An 18134-nucleotide genomic window follows, 5' to 3' on the forward strand; every position below is an offset into this window, starting at 1 on the left:
AACCCCTGCACCGCCCGGCCTCCATGAGGGAGCCGATGCCTCACGGCCGATGGTGACAGGCGAATGTGGTATCAATCGGCAGGCGCCGGCTTTCCACATCGCTCGGCGGCGGACCGGGGCGAGAATGGGTCGCCGCCTGCGAGTGCCATCCGACGGCGCGCGATTTATCCAAGCGCGGTGACCAGCATGTCTTCACAGCGCTTGCGATGGCGTTGGATATGACCTCGCACGCCATCCGCGAGCGCCGTGTCGGAGATCGTCGCCGCCATACGATCGGCCCGGCTTTTGGCGCGAAGCATGTTGGTGATCGAGCCCAGCTCCACGTAGAAGGGATTAGCTCCGATCATCTGATAGAGAATGTCTTTCTTCTTGTCGTTCAACATGGCGGAGGGCTTGTTCTCCGACGACCCGATGCAGATCGCGGGAATGCCCATGCGCCATGCATTGATGGTGAGATGGTAGGTGTCCGTGATGATGAACTTGCACGTGCGGAGGTAGGAAAAGACGGACCCCGGCAGGCTGTCCGAGCCCGCGGACCTCACGCCGATCATTCCCGCGACGCGTTGCCGAGACCTCGTTTCGAGCCACGGAACCCAGGCCAGCGGCATCTTCAGCCGATGGCCGATCATATGCGAGAACAACATCAGGGCATCGAAACGCTGCGTGCGTCCGAAGAAGATGCCGATGTGATTTTTGGTCGAGGTCGGCATGTAGCCGGGGCAGATGGCAAGATCATCATCGTGCAGCAGGAATGCGCCATCGATGCCCAGGCAACGCGATTCCGGCTGGAAGGCACTTCCATGCGACGCGGAGATGGGATCGCGAAAGCCACAAGCCCGGCTTTTGCCTACAATCCGTTCGAGGGCCGCGACATAGCGCGGATTCTGAAGGTCCTTGGGCCCGATATTGTAGATAGTCGTCCCGAAGGAGACCGTCTTCTCGAGAAGTGCGGCATCTTCGTGCTCCAGAGAGTGAAGGCGATAGACCAGGTCTCGCGCCTCCTGCTCGCTTCCACTGATACCGTGCTGCAATGCGCGGGGGATCAGCGCCTCTTCCCAATATCGAATGTTATGAAGAAAATCGCCCCAGTACAAAATTCGATCGGCCTCACGAAGATCTTGAAAATTTTCCTGCAAGGAGACATGGCGATAGCCGAGGCTACCTGAGTCGTACGCGGATAAATCCGCCTTTCCGAATGAATAAAGAGTAAGCTCTGCCTCAGGAAAATGACGACGAATAAATCCGATAACGGACATATCAACAGTGAGCATCCCACTGTTCTTGTGCGTATAAAATGCTGCAACGACGGCTATCTTCATCGCATTTCCTTATAACAAGAATAACCACCGTTGGGATTTCGACCCAGTCTGGAGCTGCCAAGATCGAGACGCTGTATTGATTGCGCACTTAAGTGCCACAGAATATAAATCGGTCGAATGCCTGGATCTGAGAAAGCCGGACGTTATGATCGGCTTCGCGCTCCTTGTGACTTCGGGCTCTTAATAAATCTACTTTTTGACTCCATACAGACTACCGCGCCATGGCCTCGAAATCCGCGTCGGTGCGGCGCAGGTCCTCGAACCTCCCGCTGGCGTGCACCGAGCCGTCCTTGAGCATGTAGATCACGTGGCAATTGACCACCGTGCTCAGGCGATGGGCAATCATGATGAAGGTTCGCCCTTCCTTGGCCTGGTCCAGCGCCTCCATGAGCCGGCGTTCCGTGACGTTGTCGACCGCTGCCGTGGCCTCGTCCATCACCAGCACCGAGGGGTCATGATAGAGCGCGCGCGCGATGCCGATGCGCTGGCGCTGGCCGCCCGACAGTCGTACCCCGCGCTCGCCGACAACCGTGTGAAGGCCGGCGGGAAGCGTGCTGACGAGCTCGTCGAGCTGGGCCGTGCGCACCGCCCGCGCCACCGCCCCGTCGTCGATATCTTCGTCCGGGATGCCGAAGGCGATGTTCCGGCGGATGGTGTCGTCGATCAGGAAGATGGACTGGGGGATATAGCCGATCTGGCGCTGCCAGCCCACCATGTCCGCCCTGATGTCCTTGCCATCCACGAGGACCTTGCCGGACGACGGCTCGAGCAGCCCCAGCATGAGATCGACCGCCGTGGTCTTTCCGGCACCGGTCGGCCCCACGAACCCGACGGAGGTGCCCGCCTTGATCTCGAACGAAAGATCCTTGATCACCCGGCCGGCCGCGTTGGGATAGGAGAACGAGACGTTCTCCACGCGGATCGAACCGGAGAACTTGCCGATCTTGACCTTTGGGATGCCGCCGTCGCGCGCCGGCGCGCCCGCCATGGCCTCCAGGTCCCTCACCTCGGCGTAGAGCGTGTCGACGGTCGCCGCGTTGGTGCGCAGCTGCACCAGCGCCTGCGTCAGTTGGTTGAGCGCCGGCAGCATGCGGATCATCGCCGCCGCCAGAAGGGCGAGCATGGGCAGAATATCGGTCAGCGACGCGCCGCGCCAGACCAGGAACAGCGGCACGAGCACCAGGCCGAGGGCGCCCACCGTCTCGACCATGGGCCGTGTGCTCTCGATGAGGAATTGCTGCATGTGCCAGGAATGCCCCCGCTCGTGCAGCAGGCGGCTGAGGCGCGCGTTCATGAAGCCCGAAAGGCCGCGCAGCCGCATGTCCTTGAACGCGCCGAGCCCCTCCTGAAGCGCCTGCAGCAAGGTACCGTTGACGACCGTGAGCAACTGGCCGTGACGCGTGGCGGTGCTCCTGATGCCCCGCAGGAAGAAGAACACCGAGCCTCCACCCAGTACGAGCACCAGAATCGACAGGACCGGTTCGTAAAGAACAAGAATTGAAAGGATGGCGATGATCATCACCGCGCTGAGGATGAGGATGAGCGCGGCCTTCATGACCTGCTGGCCGATCCGCTGCGTCTCGATATGGATGTTGCGGATCAGCGACGAGGAATTGTTGACCAGATGGAACACGTAGGGAGCGGCGATGTAGCCCGCGAAGAGCCGCTCGCCGATATGGGCCGTGACCTCGCCGGCAAAGCTCGATTTGAGGAAGTTCAGGCTGATGAGATAGAGGCCGCGGACCACATAGAACACCGCGATCAATCCGCCGCCGACGAAGAGGATGGTCTCCCGCGGGGTATCGACCCACTGCTGGGCGGCCGTGCCGAGGAACGGCAGGCGGGCGAGCCGCGAGGGTTCCGCAAGCACCGCAATGAACAGGGGGATGATGCCGATGCCCACCGCTTCCAGGACCGCGGCGACGAGCATCAATGCGAGCAGGCCCCAGAACTGAATTCGTAGCTTGGAGTCGAGGAGATACCAGAGCTTCTTGGTTATGCTCGTCAACATTGAGGATCCTCGACGCCACCGTATTCCCAAATGGTCATCATCTGCAAACGCCCAGCCCACCAAAACCCGCCGCGCAGGATGCGCCGACTGGATCGCCCTCTGCCCACGCCGTTTGCACGAATTGGGCCATTTTTTTGTGGCGGATGTTCAAACGGCTTCACGCGATCCGTCGACACAAGGCGCGAATGCCGGGTAGTTGGCGACCGTCGTATCGAACGGGCTCTTCATTCGCTCGCCGATGAGACGATAATTTTGCGGCCCGAGCAGCCGACAGACGAGCCGATTGGGAGCATAGGCGATCATCACGTCGGACCTGCCCCGCACCCTCCCCACATGGACGGCGCAACCCGGTTTGTGCCGCACTTCCGCATTGCTCTTCCTGGCCCAAGAGTGATGCTGCCGACCGGCATGCAACGTCGCCGGCTGATTGCGCGCGATAAGACCCAACCGCCCGATCTTAGAAAGGTTCATAGCCGCTTTCCGTTACCGTTACCCGATGGGCGCCTTCGCCGGTTGCTGATCAAAATCCTAACACGCCCCCTTCACACCGGACACTCTTAATGGGACAGGCCAAAGGTGCGCTTAAGCCACTGCTTATTCATTCCATGCTTTCGCCGCCAGCGGCGCCACAACCTGCGTGGCCCCGTCACGACCCAGAAGAACGGCACGTGGACGCGCGGAAGATCGCCATATGCGCCCAGCTTCCGACTATAGTGTTCTTGAAATTTTGTTCTTCCATGAAGAACCATTACATTATAATAGCCGCCAATGAATCCAGGCAATGTATGCCTGAAGTTAAATTCAGGCGGCAATATGTAAAATCGCAGGTCGCTTTCCCAGAGCGCCAACCTGAATGACGGCTGATCAACCTTTACCGGAGGATCCGTCTTGTCATGCAGCTCGCGGTGCTTCTCGCGCCAGCTTTGAAAGAATGCCCTGACCTGCGCATTGTTTCGAAATCCGATCACGCCGGTATTGCACTCCGGAAACGACCGCGGCGCGCCCCAATCCAGCAGCGTGCGGAAGGCGGCATCGGTCGTGAAGCGCGTCGGCTCATGCGCCACCACCATGTCGAACCGCTCGAGCAGCTCGAACACCGAATCCAGCGGCTTGATGACGTAGGCGTCGCTATCCAGGAACAACGCCCGATCATAGGTATCGGGCAGGTCGATCCGCGCCTTGTCGATATAGGAGCGGGCGGGATTCTCGATGACGAACGACCGGGTGAAGAGGCCGCTGCCGTCGTACACCTTGCAGCCTTCGGCATCGGCGAACCCGACGATGTCGATTCCCGGCATCACCGCTTTGACCTGCCGCGCCGCATCCACGGCTTCGGCGGCGTAGCGCACGCCCGAGCAGGCGAAGACGATGCAGTCGCGCCCGGTTCGAGACCGATCCTGTTGGGAGACTTCCGCCATCGTCATCGACCACTTTTCACGTGCGAGGAAGACCGGCCGGACGACGCCGTCATCGGCCACATCCTCCGGGACCGAGAGACCTTGGTATCGCGACGGCGCTGCTTCCGGATGGTCCAACGCCTCACCGCACGCGCTCCCTATATCCGATTTGCTGAAGCGGATATGACATCCGCGACCATCCGGGACGCCTGCCCCTGAATCTGGCCGATCTCGTCGCGCAGCTTGCTGGCCGAGATGGCCGGTCGCTGAGTGAGGCTTGCGACCAGTGCATCGGCGAGCCCCTGGGCGTCGATGGCGGTCGGCACGCCAATGCCGGTGATCACGTCCTGCTTCGCGCCTTCCGCCGGTTCGGAAAAGGCCTCCTTGGGCAGGCGGACGCAGACGGCGGGCACGTCGCACGCCAGCGCCTCGAGGATCGCGCTCGAATAGAAGCCGACCACCAGATCGAACTCGGGAAGAACGCTCGGAAACGGCGCGGTCGCGTTCTGGATCTCGTACGGCGTGGCCAGGGCATCGACGAGCGGCGCCAAATCCTCTCGATTTCCACGCGGATGGGCGCGCACCACCAGGTCGAAGGCGGTCGAGGCAGCAGCGCGGTTGAAGGCCTCGGCAAGGTCGCGCATCCGCGCGTGGGCGGCCGCCGCGCTGACCTTGCCGTGTCGGGCGAAAGGCTGGGCCAGGAAGCAGACGCGAGGCACCCCGCCGGGGCGCGGCTCCTTCGCGGCGATGTCGTGCCTGATGCGGGCGAGAGAATCGTATCGCGGGATTCCGGTGACGGCCATGTGGTCGGGCTCGATTCCCGATCGGACCCACTGCGCCGCATAGGCCTCGGACGCCGCGCAGATCCGCGCATGCCCGGCATGCCCGTAGTCCGGCATGGCCGGCAGCAGACCGATCTTGTGCGCCAGCGGGGCGAAGAGATACTTGATTTTCAAATTCACGCTGTTGGCCGTGCCGTACCCGATGACGCAGAAGGGGCCTTCCTGGATCAAGACGGTGGGAATGCCCATCTCCTGGGCAGCCCGCACGAAGGCCAGCTCACTATAAAGGCGGTCGTGGCACAGCACCACGACGTCCGGCTTGGCGGCCGCGTAGGTCGCGCGGGCCTTGTCCACGATCCGGCGAAATGCGGCAGCTCCCCCGCTCAGAAGCAGATTGATGCTGCTGCTCTTGAACTTCGTGTTGATGCCGCAGTCCGCCGGCCCGATCCGGATGATCTCGGCCTCACGGGGATAGGCAATCTGTCCCGGGCTGCGCAGATGGAACATCAGCAGGTCGACGATCGTCAGCGCCACCGGCCCGTTCGCCTCCAATGCCGCGTGGACCGTCGAAATCGTCTCGGCGGTCGAGCCGCCCATCAGCACCGCGCAGACCCTGATTGGCTTGTCGCCCCCTGCCTGCATGTACCCTCGCTCGGCGACCAAATTCAACGCGTGATGCAGCATCTCGTCGAGATTGGCGCGACCGCATCCGCGAGCGAAAATATACCAACACCCAACGTCGATCCACCCCACAGACTTGATTATTATCTAGGCATTTCTTTTGCCGGCACCTTGAGTTGTCCCCGCGCCAAATAAACGCCGCTACAGACGAGTGGAGCGAAAGAAGAGTTCAGGCGGCGGCCGGACCCCCTCGGGCACCGTGAGACAGGCGCGGCGCGGAGCATGTTTGCCCCCGTGCCGACCCGGCAATGCGACATTCGACCGCCCCGTGTTCTCGTCATAGTTGTATTGTTGCGTCCGACACAATCTTATCCTCCGGCGCTGGCCGGGCTGGCCGAACCGGCCCCGGCGCATCAGCCGGGATGCCCCGCGGGGCGAGTCCGGCTGTTGCGCCCAACCCTCGGGCGATGCATGCTTTCCAGCGTTGCATCCTGGGCGCCGCGAGCGCGATTCCCCGCCCGTGCGCCACGGCGGAAATCGGGCGGAGCACCCTCGTAGCACTTGCGCCTCGGGACATATTTGTGCAATGCAAGATGACATTGCCGATGTCAGCGGTCGAACCACAGCGGAGTAGGCAGGCATGCTCATCGACCGTAACGTGCTCCGGTTCGTCGTCCTCAACGATGATCCCGTCCTGGCCGCGCTCAACAAGATCAGCTCGAACAAATCGGGCTTCGTCCTCGCGGTGAGCGAGAACGGCCAGCTCGAGGGCATGCTCACGGACGGCGATTTCCGCCGCTGGCTGACCTCCGCCCCGGAGATCAATCTCGAAGCGCCGATCTCCTCGGTGGCCAACACCAAGTGCCAGACCGCGCGCATCGACATGCCGCCGGAGGCCATCGCGGCGCTGTTTTCCGACCGCATCCGCGCGGTGCCGCTGCTCGACGACTATTCGCGCGTGGTGGCCATCGCCTTCCCGTCCAAGGCGGAGATGTCCATCGCCGGCCGGCTCATCGGCAAGGGCCAGCCCGCTTACGTGATCGCCGAAATCGGCAACAACCACCAAGGCGACGTGGACCTCGCCAAGCGCCTGGTGGACCTCGCCAGGGAGGCGGGCGCCGACTGCGTCAAGTTCCAGATGCGCGATCTGTCCTCGCTCTATGGCGGCGGCAAGAGCTCGGACGCCAACCAGGACCTCGGCGCGCAATACACGCTGGATCTTCTCGCCCGCTTCAATCTGAAGGCGGACGACATGTTCCGGGTGTTCGACCACGCCCGCGAAGCGGGCATCGAGCCGCTGTGCACGCCGTGGGACCTGCCGAGCCTGGAGGCGCTGGAGCGCTACGGCATCGCCGGCTACAAGGTGGCCTCGGCCGACCTCACCAACCACGATCTGCTCACCGCGCTCGCCGACACCCACAAGCCGCTTCTGTGCTCCACCGGCATGTCGCAGGAATCGGAGATCCGCGAGAGCGTGGCGCTGCTGAAGTCCCGCGGCGCGCCCTTCGTGCTGCTGCACGTGAACTCCACCTATCCCACCCCCTACAAGGACGTGCAGCTGCGCTACATGGACCGCCTCGCGGAGATCGCCGGCGGTCCGGTGGGCTATTCCGGCCACGAGCGCGGCTGGGTGGTGCCGGTGGCCGCCGTGGCGCGCGGCGCCTGCGTGGTGGAGAAGCACTTCACCATCGATCGGGGCCTGGAAGGCAACGACCACAAGGTGTCGCTGCTGCCTGGCGAGTTCGCCGACATGATGGCCGCCATCCGCGCCGTGGAGGAATCCATGGGCGCGTCGGGCGAGCGCGCCATGACCCAGGGCGAGATGATGAACCGCGAGATCCTCGCGAAAAGCCTGAAGGCGGCGCAGGACATCGCGGAAGGCACCCTCATCACCGACGACATGATCGTGGTGCAGAGCCCCGGCCAGGGTCTCCAGCCGAACCAGCGCGGCGCCCTCGTCGGCCGCAAGGCGCGCCGCGCCATCGAGGCGGGCACGCCCTTCTTCCCGTCCGACCTGCTGGACGAGGTGGCGCAGGCCCGGCCGTTCCGCTTTCCGCGCTCGTGGGGCATCCCGGTGCGTTGGCACGATTACCGCGCCATGATCGAGAAGACCAACCTCACCTTGCTGGAATACCACCTGTCCTACAAAGACATGGAGGTGAAGCTCGAGGACTGGTTCAGCGAGCCGCTGGACATCGATTACGTGGTCCACGCCCCGGAGCTGTTCAAGGGCGACCACATCCTCGACCTCGCCTCGCCGGACGAGGCCTATCGCCAGCAGTCCATCGGCGAGCTGCAGCGGGTGATCGACGTCACAAGGGCGCTCAAGAAGTGGCACAAGAAGGCGAGCGTGCCGCTCATCATCGTCAATATGGGCGGCTTCTCCACCTCCCGCGCCTTCCCCGCGGCCGCCCGGCCGGCACTCTATGCCCGCATGGAGGAAAGCCTCGCCGCCATCGACCGCACGGGCGTGGAGCTGATCCCGCAGACCATGCCGCCCTTCCCCTGGCATTTCGGCGGCCAGAGCTACCACAACCTGTTCATGGACCCGGACGAGATCGCCGCCTTCTGCGCCGCGAACAAGATGCGGGTGTGCTTCGACGTCTCCCACTCGCAGCTCGCCTGCAACCATTTCGGCTGGTCCATGCGCGAATTCTGCCAGAAGGTGGGGCCCTATACGGCGCATCTTCACATCGTCGACGCCAAGGGCGTGGACGGCGAAGGCCTACAGATCGGCGACGGCGCCATGGACTTCGCGGCGCTCGCCAGCGCGTTGGAGGAGAGCTGCCCCAATGCCTCCTTCGTGCCGGAGATCTGGCAGGGCCACAAGGACGGCGGCGCCGGTTTCTGGTATGCTCTCGACAAGCTGGAAGGCTGGATGGGCACCAAGGCGACGGGGCGCAACCCCCACGGGGCCGGCCTGCGGCTCGCTCAGGGCAATTGAGGCGTTGGCGCGAGTGAGACATTCGCGCAGGATCATCTGAACCCCGGCGGCCGAGGCCAGAGGCCTTGTGGCGCGGCGGTCGAAGCGGAAATCGGGCACGGAGCGTTCATGTCGTCCGGTGGTGTCTATGCCCTGGTGCTCGCGCGTGGCGGCTCCAAGGGCCTGAAGGGCAAGAATGTGCGGCCGCTGGGGGGGCATCCCCTGGTGGCGTGGTCCGTGGCGGCGGCGAAGGCATCGAAGGCGGTGGACCGGGTCATCTGCTCCACCGATTCCGAGGAGATCGCCGCGGTCGCCCGCGCCTATGGGGCGGAGACACCCTTCATGCGCCCGGCCGAGCTGGCGGGCGACTTCTCCACCGATCTGGACGTGTTCGGGCATGCGGTGCGGTGGCTCGCGGACCATGGCGAGCATCCCGATCTGATGGTGCAGTTGCGTCCGACGACGCCGTTCCGCGATCCCGAATGGATCGATCGGTCGGTGGCCATGATGCGCGCCAACCCGGCCATCACCTGCGTGCGATCGGTGACGGTGGCGGAACGGACGCCCTACAAGATGTGGTGCAAGGCGGACGACGGAAAGCTCGCGCCGCTGCTGCGCCTGGAGGGCGTGCCCGAGCCCTTCAACATGCCGCGCCAGAAGCTGCCGCCGGTCTATTGGCACACCGGCCAGCTGGACGTGATCCGTTCCGACGTGATCCGCGCCGGCTCGATGACGGGCGACGCCATTTTCGCCATCGAGGTGGACCCGGACAGCGCTGTGGACATCGACGGCATCCGCGACTTCCAGATGGCCGAACTGGTGCTGGAGGAGGCCATGCCCAAGGCGGTGCGCGATGCGATCGCGGTGGCGGGGCCCGCAGATGCGGCCGTGCCTCACCTCTCCTTGAACTGAGACGGAGCAGAAAGATGCGGCGCCGGCGCACCCTTTCGACGACGCTCCGGACGTCCGCTCCGGGAGTGCTGCCGCCGCGTGGCTTTGGCCGCCAGGTTGCTCCCCGCGCGATGCCGCAGGGAGGCTACGAGGCGCAGCGGTCAGCCGCACCGACGACGACCTTCTTCTTCATGTTGCTCGTGACCTTCCTGATCGCCTTTCCCAAAGGCGGGATGAAGATGGGCAATTTTCCGCTCACGATCGGGTATTTGACGCTGGGCCTGGTCACGTTCATTGCGTTGCCGCGATTTCTCATGAGTCTCAACAAATTGCCGCAGAATGCGCTGACCGCGTGGCTGCTGACCACCCCCTTTTATTTTATACTGATCGCGACTTACCTGTATTCTGGAGTACAGAAGGACAGCGCTGCGTTGCTCCTTATGATATTCGCCTCCTTTGTCTTCATGCCAGCGGCATTTCTGCTGATTCTTGCCCCCTCCGCAAAGGCTCTGGAACCAGACAAGATCAAATGGGCACTGGTCTTCGCCATTCGCTTCATCTGCATTTTCGGCATTGTTTTATTTACGGTCAAAACATTCACCGGATACACCATCGAGGTGCCGTTCTTGACTGTAAATCTTGATGACACGGACGTTCTCGGTTCAAAAAACAATACTCGAGGTGAATTGTTTAAGCTTATTTCAACATACAATAACGGGAATATATTTGGCGTCTGCCTCGGCATTATGTTGCCACTGTATTACTTCTTGGAAAAAAAGAGAATATTTTTTATTATTGCAGTGGTATGCATGGTTCTCACATTGTCCCGCACGGCCTGGATCGCCCTTGTCCTGATCCTCATGGCGATCGCGTGGATCGAGGGGCTGAAGCCGGCGCGCATCGCTGGGCTGGGCATCCTCGCATTGGTTTTCATCGCCGCCTTGCCGCTTCTCGTCGAGGCGATGGGGCGGGACAGCAGCTCTTTTCTTTTTGACACCAGCCTCGGCAATCGCAGTTCACAATTGGAGCGGTTCTCCGACTTTCACCTTGAGCCACGGGCGCCCATCTCGAACATAAATGAGATGGTGTACGCGAGCATCTATTCCAATTACGGTCTATTCGGCTTGATATCATTTTTGCTTTTTCTCGGCGGACCGGTTCTCGTGACGATGACCAAGCGCAAGCAGAGCGTCCTCAATCGAGCGGCTGCAGCGGGATTGCTGATATATATGATCGTTGCGATGTCGGATGGAGCCATTCTGTTGATTCCGGTGACGGCGATCTATTTTTTTATCGCTCTCTTCGCGCTGGAGATGGAGGACGACGATCCGGGCCTACCCGACGTCCCGCCGCCCAGTCAGCTGCCGGCACAGGACCGCGGCTTTCGGCGATCCCGATTTCAGGCTGGCCGATAGGCCCCCATAGCGCCGACCGCGGCCGGACCGCTTCTGGAACCGCACCATGAGCCAGCGAGCGCCATGCCTGATCTGACCTCGTTCACAGGACCCGGATTGGAACGGCTGGCCCGCGCGCTTGCCGAGCGTCGGCCGGTCCGGGCCGCGCTGCCGCGTAGCACGCTCCACATCAAGCTGCTCGAGGACAATGACGCCTCGGTCGACCTCTGCCTCATCCGCGATGATCACATGCTCGGCCCCGCCGTCGCCGCGTTTGGCGACGCGGTCGTCCATCTGGGCCGCGAGACGCGAATTGGTGGCGGCAACCTCAACCTTCCGGCCATCCGCGGCGCCAACCGCTGCTACTATCGCAACCTCGCCTCCCTCATCGACGCGATCCGCTTCGAGCGGCTGATCATCTTCCTCGCCACGGAGCCGCTGGAGGAATTCATCGTGCCGCGGCTCCCACCCGCGGCGGTGGAGATCTGGGAAGAAGGCCTCATGCATTATGTGGACATGGAGGGCACCGTCTTTCGCGTGCGCCGTCGGCTGGTGCAGAAGCTCTGCGGCTTTCACGTCCGCCGCCTGTCCGGCACGAGCCTCGACAGGGGCGCCTACCCGCTCCGAGACCGGTTCCGCGAAGGCTCACTGCGCCTGCACCGGCCGCTCCGCGCGCAGGCCCCGCGCGAAGAGATCCTTTATCTCGGCCAGCCACTGGTGGGCGACGGCATGATCGATCTGAGATCCTATGCCGCCGGCCTCGGGGCACTGGCGCGCGCGCTGCCGGCACCGCTGCGCTATTTGCCCCATCCGCGCGAGAGCGCCGACGCGGTGGAAGCGCTGCGGGCCGCGGTCGGCCCCGGCGGGCTCACGGTCGAGACCGACCGGCGCGGTGTCATCGAGCATTGCGCAGACTGGTCCTATGTCGCCTATCTCTCTCCCTTCTCCACCGCTTTGCTCGATCTGGGAGAGACCGGGCGCTCCTTCTGGGTCGCGGGCCTCGTGGGCCTGAAGGCACGCGGGAAACGGCTGCGCGGCTTTAGGGACTCGCCCGTCGCCATGCCGGAGGCGCTCGACGAGCTCGCGGCCGCGCTGTCGCGCCTCGCGCCGGCGGCAGCCGCGCGCCCCCACCGGCCGTGACCGGCGGTCCGCCGGCGTGGCAAATGGCGAAGGCTCTTGCATCCCGGGGACCGGAGACCGCCCGATGACCGCCGCGCCGATTCGCGTCCTTCACGTCGCCGAGACCCTGCCTGGCGGCATCGCCAGCTATCTCGAGGAATTGTGGGCGTTCCAGCGCACCCAGTTCGGCGAGGGCCAGGTCCGCTTCCTGCTGCCCGCCGAGCAGGTCGGCCATGCGGGGCAGATCCCCGCCGCCGCGGTGACGCGCTGGTCGCGCGCGGGCCGCGACCCCGCCTCCTTGCTCCGCCTCGGCCGGGCGCTGGGGCGCGAGGTCTCGGCCTTCCGGCCGCATGTGGTCCATATCCACAGCACCTTCGCCGGCGTCGTCGGCCGCGCGGTGCTTGGCGTCCGCCCGAAGCGGCCGAAGATCGTCTATTGCGCCCATGGCTGGTCCTTCGCCATGGAGGTCTCGCCGCTGAAGCAGACGCTCTATTCCAACCTGGAGCGCGGGCTGGCGCTCGGCTGCGACGCCATCGTCACCATCTCCGAGGACGAGCGCCGCCTCGCCCTCGCCGCCGGGCTGCCGGCCGCCAAGCTGGTCACGGTCTGGAACGGCATCGCCGAGGCGCCGCGGGGCGCGGGCGCCGCCGCCCGTCCGCAGGACGGTCCCATCCGCCTGCTCTTCGCCGGCCGCCACGACCGGCAGAAGGGCCTCGACATCCTGCTCGACGCCATGGAGCGGCTCGACGGCGTGCCGGTGGAACTGGACGTGCTCGGCGAGCCCCTGGGTGAGGACGGGCGGCCCCTGAGGGCGGGCGCCACCCCGCCGCCGCGGGCCGGCGCGAAGGTCAATTATATTGGCTGGGTGCCGCGGGAGGCGGTGGCGCAGCGCATGGCGGCGGCGGACGCCCTCGTGATGCCCTCGCGCTGGGAGGGATTTGGCCTCGTGGCGGTCGAGGCCATGCGGGAGGGAACCCCGGTGCTCGCCTCGGACCGCGGCGCCCTGCCGGAAATCGTCGATCACGGGCGCTCCGGGCTCATCTACCCGCTCGATGCGCAGGCCATCGCCGGCTGCCTCAGGAGCCTCACGCGGTCGCGGCTCCAAGCCATGGGCACCGAGGCCCGGCGCGACTTCGAGACACGCTTCACGGCGCAGCGGATGAGCGCGGAGATTCTCCGCCTCTACGGCACGCTGGTCGGCGCACCTGCCCGCAGCGCCTGACCGGCCGCCTCGCTTATTTGGCGGGGAACATGGGATGGGCCACCTTGTCGCCCGGCGCGATGCCGAGGCGGCGGGAGGCGCCCCCGTCGATCTCCAGCACCGCCCGCACCGGCTCGCCGGAGGAAATGGTCTGCTCGGACAGCGGGGTGGTCATGGCGGCGATCCGCGCGATCGTGCCGTCGGCGCGGATGAACAGCATGTCGAGCGGGATGAGGGTGTTCTTCATCCACATGGCGACCAGCTGATCGGTCTTGAAGTCGAACAGCATGCCGCGCCGCTCGCCGAGCTCCCTTCGGAACATCAGCCCCTTGGCGCGCTGGGATTCGGTGTTGGCGAGCTCGACCTCGAACACCAGGACCCCCTTGGCCGTGGCGATCTCGAGCGCCCCCCGGCCGACGGCCGTCGCCGGGGCGGGCGCGGTCTCGGCGTGCAGGGCGCCGAACGGCGCAACGAGCCCCAGCACGAGGAAGACGAGTGCGGCGCGGATGCCAAACATCATGGATAACCTTTGGCGGAGCCGGAGCGCCGAAAGCCGGCGCGGCGCCACCTCATATGCCCTGGCGAGGGCGGCCGCAACATGGCTGCCAGCGGCACGGCGCGCGGCGTCTGCGCGCCCGCCCGCGCGGCGGAGGATGCCGCTGCGCGAGGTCCGGGTCTGCTTCCGCATCGGGCCGGCGCCGCGCCTCTGCCCCCCGGAAACCGAAACGCCGCCCCTCCGGTCCCGCCTCAGTGGCTGCCCGAGCCGTCGCCGTCCGCCTTCACCTCGGCGGCCATGAGGCCCTTGGAGCCGTCGCCGTAGCGCACCAGCACGCTCTGGCCGGGCCTGAGCTCGGTGAGGCCGTGGCGGCGCAAGGTCTCCATGTGGACGAAGATGTCCGGCGTGCCCTCGCCCTGGGTGAGGAAGCCGAAGCCGCGCAGGCGGTTGAACCACTTCACGGTGGCGCGCTCGAACCCGCCTTTGGGTTCGACCGCGACGCGCACCCGGCTCGGCGGCGGCGCGGCCTGCACCGCTGTGGACAAGTCGAGCGACAGCACGCGGAAGGCCTGGAAGCCCTTGGCGCGGCGCACCGCCTCGCACACCACGCGGGCGCCCTCGATCGCGGTCTGGAAGCCGTCACGCCGGAGGCAGGTCACGTGGACGAGCACGTCCGGCCCGCCGTCGTCGGGCACGATGAAGCCGTACCCCTTCGACGCGTCGAACCACTTGATGGCGCCGGCAATTTCGACGAGACCCACCGGGGTCTCCGTGCCGTCGTCGGTGGAGCCGTCGATGAGCGGTCCCACCCCCAGTCCGTCAGACCCCATATCCACCCCGACCTAACGCGCGCGATCGCTCGATTCCGCGACAGGGACCCACGATAGCAAGTCGGCAGCGGTTCGCACACCCTCTTCACGCATGGGCAGCGAACGGCGCGAGCACGTCGCCGATCTCGGAACGCGTGACCATGTCTGCGATGGCGTCGAAATCGGTGGGCTCGCGGTTGAGGATGGCGAGCTTCGCACCCGCGCGCTTGGCCTCGAGCGGGAAACCGGCGGCCGGATACACCACCAGCGAGGAGCCGATGACGATGAACAGGTCGGCGGCGCGGGTGAGCGCGGCGGCGCGCGCCATCTCCCGTTCCGGCATGGCCTGGCCGAAGGAGATGGTGGCCGACTTCACCGGTCCGCCGCAGGCCGCGCAATCGGGCGCGATCCCGCCGGAGGCCTCGAAGCGCTCGCGCACCCAGGCGAGTTCGTAGTGCTGCCCGCATTCGAGGCAGGTGGCGTAGGTGCCGTTGCCGTGCAGCTCCACCAGCTTGTCGCCGGGCACGCCGGAGGCCTGGTGCAGGCCGTCGATGTTCTGGGTGATGACGCCGGCGAGCCGCCCGGACGACAGGAGCCGGGCGAGCGCCCTGTGGCCGCGGCCGGGCTGGGCGCCGCCGAACGCCTCCTCCATGGCGAACCGGCGCCGCCAGGCCTCGTTGCGCGCCGCCTTGTGGGCCACGAACACGTCGTAGGGGATCGGCTTGTTCTGGGTCCACAGCCCGCCGGGGGAGCGAAAGTCCGGAATGCCGCATTCGGTGGAGATGCCGGCCCCGGTGAAGGCGACGGCGCTGCGCGCCGCGTCGAGAAGTTCGGCAAGGCGCGCATGGGCGCCCTTGAGATCGCGCTCGAAGATCATACGTTCGCTCCGCCGGCGCTCCCGCCGGCCTCCCGACTTGCCCACAGCGAAGAGGCTCGCCATGCGCTTTCTGCACACCATGGTCCGCGTGACCGACGTCGACAAATCGCTGGACTTCTACTGCAACAAGCTGGGGCTGAAGGAGGTCCGCCGCAAGGACGTGCCGCAGGGCCGCTACACGCTGATCTTCCTCGCCCCGCCCGGCCAGGAGGACGTGGCCGAGATCGAATTGACCCACAATTGGGACCCGGAGCCCTATGGGGAAGGCCGCAATTTCGGCCATCTCGCCTTCGAGGTGGAGGACATCTACGCCACCTGCGAGCGCCTGATGGCCGGGGGCGTCACCATCAACCGCCCGCCGCGCGACGGCTACATGGCGTTCGTGCGCTCGCCGGACAACATCTCGGTGGAGCTTCTGAACAAAGGCGGCCCCAAGCCGCCGGCCGAGCCCTGGTCCTCCATGCCGAACACCGGCAAGTGGTGAAATCGGGCGCCACCGGCGCTTGAGGCGGCCGGAGCGCCCCGCCATCTTGTCGGGGAACGGCGCGCCGGGATTTGGACGGCACGAGGCGGTGGGGCGAACCTGCCGCAGGAGCCGCCGCGCGAAATTCCCTCTCCCCGCCGGGGAGAGGGTTGCGGCACGGCCCTTGGCCGGGCGGAAGGACAGAACGCCCTTGGCCGGGCGGAGGCGGGAAAGGACGGGTTTTCCCCCGGTTCCGCGCGCCGGCGCCCACGCCCCCTTGCCGCCCCCTCCTGACGCCCCTATAAGGGCCGGCGCCGCTGCGCCCTTCGTCTATCGGTTAGGACGCCACCCTTTCACGGTGGAGAGAGGGGTTCGACTCCCCTAGGGCGCGCCAAAAAACCTCTGCCAAAATTCTGATAGAATTTTAGGTGGTTCCCACCCCTTCTTCGGCTATGGCACCCCCATCGGGACCCAAATCAAGCCGACTTACGGGTGGTACCCACCGAAGCTCCAAGCTGCGACGACAAGCCCGTGAGTGCGGGAAGTTCACTGATCACGACGTCGACCGACGCCGGCAGCGGAATGCGCATCACTTCGCTCGGACGCGCACCTACGAACAGATCGCTCCCATCACGGTTGATGAAGAAGCGAATCGGAGTCTCGGCCTCCCGTCCCCACGCTCGGAGAGTAGCGAGGTTCGCAGGGCTCAAGCACCTCCTGCGTTCGGCTAATTCCGCCAGCAACTCCCTCCCCTTCTGAAAACACTGATCAAGGGTCTTAGCCGCCTTGGCTCGCTCCGCATCCGACAGCGCTGACAGCGCGGCTTCCACATCGTCGTAGTCGATGTCGTAGAGGCTCTCGATGACCTTCGTGAACTTCCTCGACAACGGCCGGGAGTCGGGATCAAAGAGCGCGACCGAGACGCTCCCGTACCGAACAGTCACTTCGACCGGTCGAAGGTGAAGCTCGCCGTCGCGCCGACGATAAACCTCTTTTTCTGAGCGGTGCAGGCTGAGAACCCCCTTACCGATATGGTGCCAGATCTTAGGTGCGCAGATGCTCAGGCGCGAATGCAAGGTGTCTTGCAATTCATCAAAGTCGTCTGCAATGAGCCTCGCATCTTCGAGCAGAGCCACGGCATCGACAACTTTTGTAAGATTACCAAGCAGGAACACTTTGTCTCGCCACTCCTTTTGTTCTTTAGCGAGATTGGCAACGGCAATGTCGTGCCCCTCTGGATTGAGGGCTCTGAAGCAATCCGGCCCCATAAGGCGGATCACTTGCTCGTCGGGAAACCACGCTACTTTGCCCGGCTCCCGGCCATACTTGGGATCACGGGGGCAGCAGCAGGGACACGCTGCCCATCGCTTTGCCTTCACACGGGCAGCGGGCAGGTAGACCTCCCCAATATAGACTGGCATCGCCAACGGCGGCGGGGGGCTGTGCGTGTGTCCGCGCCACAGGTGAGGCTCATTACCTTCAGCAACCCAGGCTCGGATCTCGTCCAAAACAGCGTTGGCGTCGGTCCTCGTGACGTACCAAGCCTTCGGCTCGAACGCCTCAGGAGGGACGTCGAACTGGTGCTCCTTCGACATAGCGTGCAGCCCTCAGCGAATCAGTGAGAACATACTGAGAACACGTTACGTCAGGAGCGACTAATTGTACAGATTCGCTCTGACACCCCCAACATATGGAAAAAATAGATCAGGAAGGACACGACCGGACGTCCAGGGCCTCGGCACGGCTGCCGGCCTTCTCGCGGTTCACGGCACGGGCGTGAGCGGCATCCTCGGCGTTGGCGTCATGGCCGCGGAACCCGCCGCGCTTGACG

At 64.8% G+C, this 18134-nt stretch carries 15 protein-coding genes and 1 tRNA gene; 7 read left to right on the forward strand and 9 right to left on the reverse strand.

Translation table 11 applies throughout. The annotated features are described in order from the left end of the window. Positions 1-164: 164 nt before the first annotated feature. The 5 genes from ABLE88_RS20765 to ABLE88_RS20785 form a co-directional block, all read right to left on the reverse strand. On the reverse strand, positions 165-1319 hold the full coding sequence (locus tag ABLE88_RS20765) for a polysaccharide pyruvyl transferase family protein (protein WP_348833661.1): 1155 nt from the start codon (positions 1317-1319) through the stop codon (positions 165-167). Between the two features lie 211 nt (positions 1320-1530). Beyond that, on the reverse strand, positions 1531-3330 hold the full coding sequence (locus ABLE88_RS20770) for an ABC transporter ATP-binding protein (RefSeq protein ID WP_348833663.1): 1800 nt from the start codon (positions 3328-3330) through the stop codon (positions 1531-1533). Positions 3331-3477: 147 nt separating this feature from the next. After that, complete coding sequence (locus ABLE88_RS20775; protein ID WP_348833664.1) at positions 3478-3801, reverse strand: hypothetical protein; 324 nt, start codon at positions 3799-3801, stop codon at positions 3478-3480. Between the two features lie 86 nt (positions 3802-3887). Continuing rightward, positions 3888-4808, reverse strand: a complete 921-nt coding sequence (locus ABLE88_RS20780) for a glycosyltransferase family protein (protein WP_348833665.1) — start codon at positions 4806-4808, stop codon at positions 3888-3890. 77 nt (positions 4809-4885) lie between these two features. Next, positions 4886-6193, reverse strand: a complete 1308-nt coding sequence (locus ABLE88_RS20785; protein WP_348833666.1) for a glycosyltransferase family protein — start codon at positions 6191-6193, stop codon at positions 4886-4888. Positions 6194-6770: 577 nt separating this feature from the next. Here ABLE88_RS20785 and ABLE88_RS20790 point away from each other — a divergent pair. From ABLE88_RS20790 to ABLE88_RS20810, 5 genes are all read left to right on the forward strand, one after another. Next, positions 6771-9074: an N-acetylneuraminate synthase family protein gene (locus ABLE88_RS20790; RefSeq protein ID WP_348833667.1), complete on the forward strand. Its 2304-nt coding sequence runs from the start codon at positions 6771-6773 to the stop codon at positions 9072-9074. Positions 9075-9182: 108 nt separating this feature from the next. Continuing rightward, complete coding sequence (locus ABLE88_RS20795; RefSeq protein ID WP_348833669.1) at positions 9183-9965, forward strand: acylneuraminate cytidylyltransferase family protein; 783 nt, start codon at positions 9183-9185, stop codon at positions 9963-9965. A 14-nt stretch (positions 9966-9979) separates the two neighbouring features. Next, positions 9980-11359 carry an O-antigen ligase family protein gene (locus tag ABLE88_RS20800; RefSeq protein WP_348833670.1) on the forward strand — a complete coding sequence of 460 codons (1380 nt, stop codon included), beginning with the start codon at positions 9980-9982 and terminating at the stop codon, positions 11357-11359. A 63-nt stretch (positions 11360-11422) separates the two neighbouring features. Next, entirely contained in the window at positions 11423-12478 is a 1056-nt protein-coding gene (locus ABLE88_RS20805; protein ID WP_348833671.1) for a hypothetical protein, read from the forward strand. 64 nt (positions 12479-12542) lie between these two features. Beyond that, positions 12543-13679 carry a glycosyltransferase gene (locus ABLE88_RS20810; protein WP_348833672.1) on the forward strand — a complete coding sequence of 379 codons (1137 nt, stop codon included), beginning with the start codon at positions 12543-12545 and terminating at the stop codon, positions 13677-13679. 13 nt (positions 13680-13692) lie between these two features. Here the strand turns inward: ABLE88_RS20810 and ABLE88_RS20815 are convergent, their stop codons facing one another. The 3 genes from ABLE88_RS20815 to ABLE88_RS20825 all read right to left on the reverse strand — a co-directional run bounded on the left by ABLE88_RS20815 (position 13693) and on the right by ABLE88_RS20825 (position 15840). Continuing rightward, entirely contained in the window at positions 13693-14178 is a 486-nt protein-coding gene (locus ABLE88_RS20815) for a DUF192 domain-containing protein (protein ID WP_348833673.1), read from the reverse strand. A 227-nt stretch (positions 14179-14405) separates the two neighbouring features. Beyond that, positions 14406-14984: a cold-shock protein gene (locus tag ABLE88_RS20820; RefSeq protein ID WP_348833674.1), complete on the reverse strand. Its 579-nt coding sequence runs from the start codon at positions 14982-14984 to the stop codon at positions 14406-14408. Positions 14985-15069: 85 nt separating this feature from the next. Then, positions 15070-15840, reverse strand: coding sequence for an SIR2 family NAD-dependent protein deacylase (locus ABLE88_RS20825; protein ID WP_348833675.1), 771 nt, complete (start codon positions 15838-15840; stop codon positions 15070-15072). Positions 15841-15901: 61 nt separating this feature from the next. Between ABLE88_RS20825 and ABLE88_RS20830 the strand changes: the two genes are divergently transcribed. Then, positions 15902-16324, forward strand: a complete 423-nt coding sequence (locus ABLE88_RS20830; protein WP_348833676.1) for a VOC family protein — start codon at positions 15902-15904, stop codon at positions 16322-16324. A gap of 298 nt (positions 16325-16622) precedes the next feature. After that, positions 16623-16697: transfer RNA gene (locus ABLE88_RS20835), tRNA-Glu, on the forward strand. A gap of 82 nt (positions 16698-16779) precedes the next feature. On the opposite strand, the gene ABLE88_RS20840 is transcribed toward ABLE88_RS20835, so the two are convergent. Continuing rightward, positions 16780-17898, reverse strand: coding sequence for a hypothetical protein (locus ABLE88_RS20840; protein ID WP_348833678.1), 1119 nt, complete (start codon positions 17896-17898; stop codon positions 16780-16782). Positions 17899-18134 lie beyond the last annotated feature (236 nt).

This window comes from Xanthobacter luteus (assembly GCF_040049235.1).
Taxonomy (GTDB): domain Bacteria; phylum Pseudomonadota; class Alphaproteobacteria; order Rhizobiales; family Xanthobacteraceae; genus Xanthobacter.

Excerpts from the sequence above, each read along its gene's own strand:
- ABLE88_RS20815 (WP_348833673.1), bottom strand. The coding sequence starts at position 14,178 with ATGATGTTTGGCATCCGCGCCGCACTCGTCTTCCTCGTGCTGGGGCTC.
- ABLE88_RS20840 (WP_348833678.1), bottom strand. The coding sequence starts at position 17,898 with ATGTCGAAGGAGCACCAGTTCGACGTCCCTCCTGAGGCGTTCGAGCCG.
- ABLE88_RS20810 (WP_348833672.1), top strand. The coding sequence starts at position 12,543 with ATGACCGCCGCGCCGATTCGCGTCCTTCACGTCGCCGAGACCCTGCCT.
- ABLE88_RS20800 (WP_348833670.1), top strand. The coding sequence starts at position 9,980 with ATGCGGCGCCGGCGCACCCTTTCGACGACGCTCCGGACGTCCGCTCCG.
- ABLE88_RS20805 (WP_348833671.1), top strand. The coding sequence starts at position 11,423 with ATGCCTGATCTGACCTCGTTCACAGGACCCGGATTGGAACGGCTGGCC.
- ABLE88_RS20820 (WP_348833674.1), bottom strand. The coding sequence starts at position 14,984 with ATGGGGTCTGACGGACTGGGGGTGGGACCGCTCATCGACGGCTCCACC.
- ABLE88_RS20765 (WP_348833661.1), bottom strand. The coding sequence starts at position 1,319 with ATGAAGATAGCCGTCGTTGCAGCATTTTATACGCACAAGAACAGTGGG.
- ABLE88_RS20770 (WP_348833663.1), bottom strand. The coding sequence starts at position 3,330 with ATGTTGACGAGCATAACCAAGAAGCTCTGGTATCTCCTCGACTCCAAG.
- ABLE88_RS20790 (WP_348833667.1), top strand. The coding sequence starts at position 6,771 with ATGCTCATCGACCGTAACGTGCTCCGGTTCGTCGTCCTCAACGATGAT.
- ABLE88_RS20830 (WP_348833676.1), top strand. The coding sequence starts at position 15,902 with ATGCGCTTTCTGCACACCATGGTCCGCGTGACCGACGTCGACAAATCG.
- ABLE88_RS20775 (WP_348833664.1), bottom strand. The coding sequence starts at position 3,801 with ATGAACCTTTCTAAGATCGGGCGGTTGGGTCTTATCGCGCGCAATCAG.
- ABLE88_RS20795 (WP_348833669.1), top strand. The coding sequence starts at position 9,183 with ATGTCGTCCGGTGGTGTCTATGCCCTGGTGCTCGCGCGTGGCGGCTCC.
- ABLE88_RS20825 (WP_348833675.1), bottom strand. The coding sequence starts at position 15,840 with ATGATCTTCGAGCGCGATCTCAAGGGCGCCCATGCGCGCCTTGCCGAA.
- ABLE88_RS20785 (WP_348833666.1), bottom strand. The coding sequence starts at position 6,193 with ATGCTGCATCACGCGTTGAATTTGGTCGCCGAGCGAGGGTACATGCAG.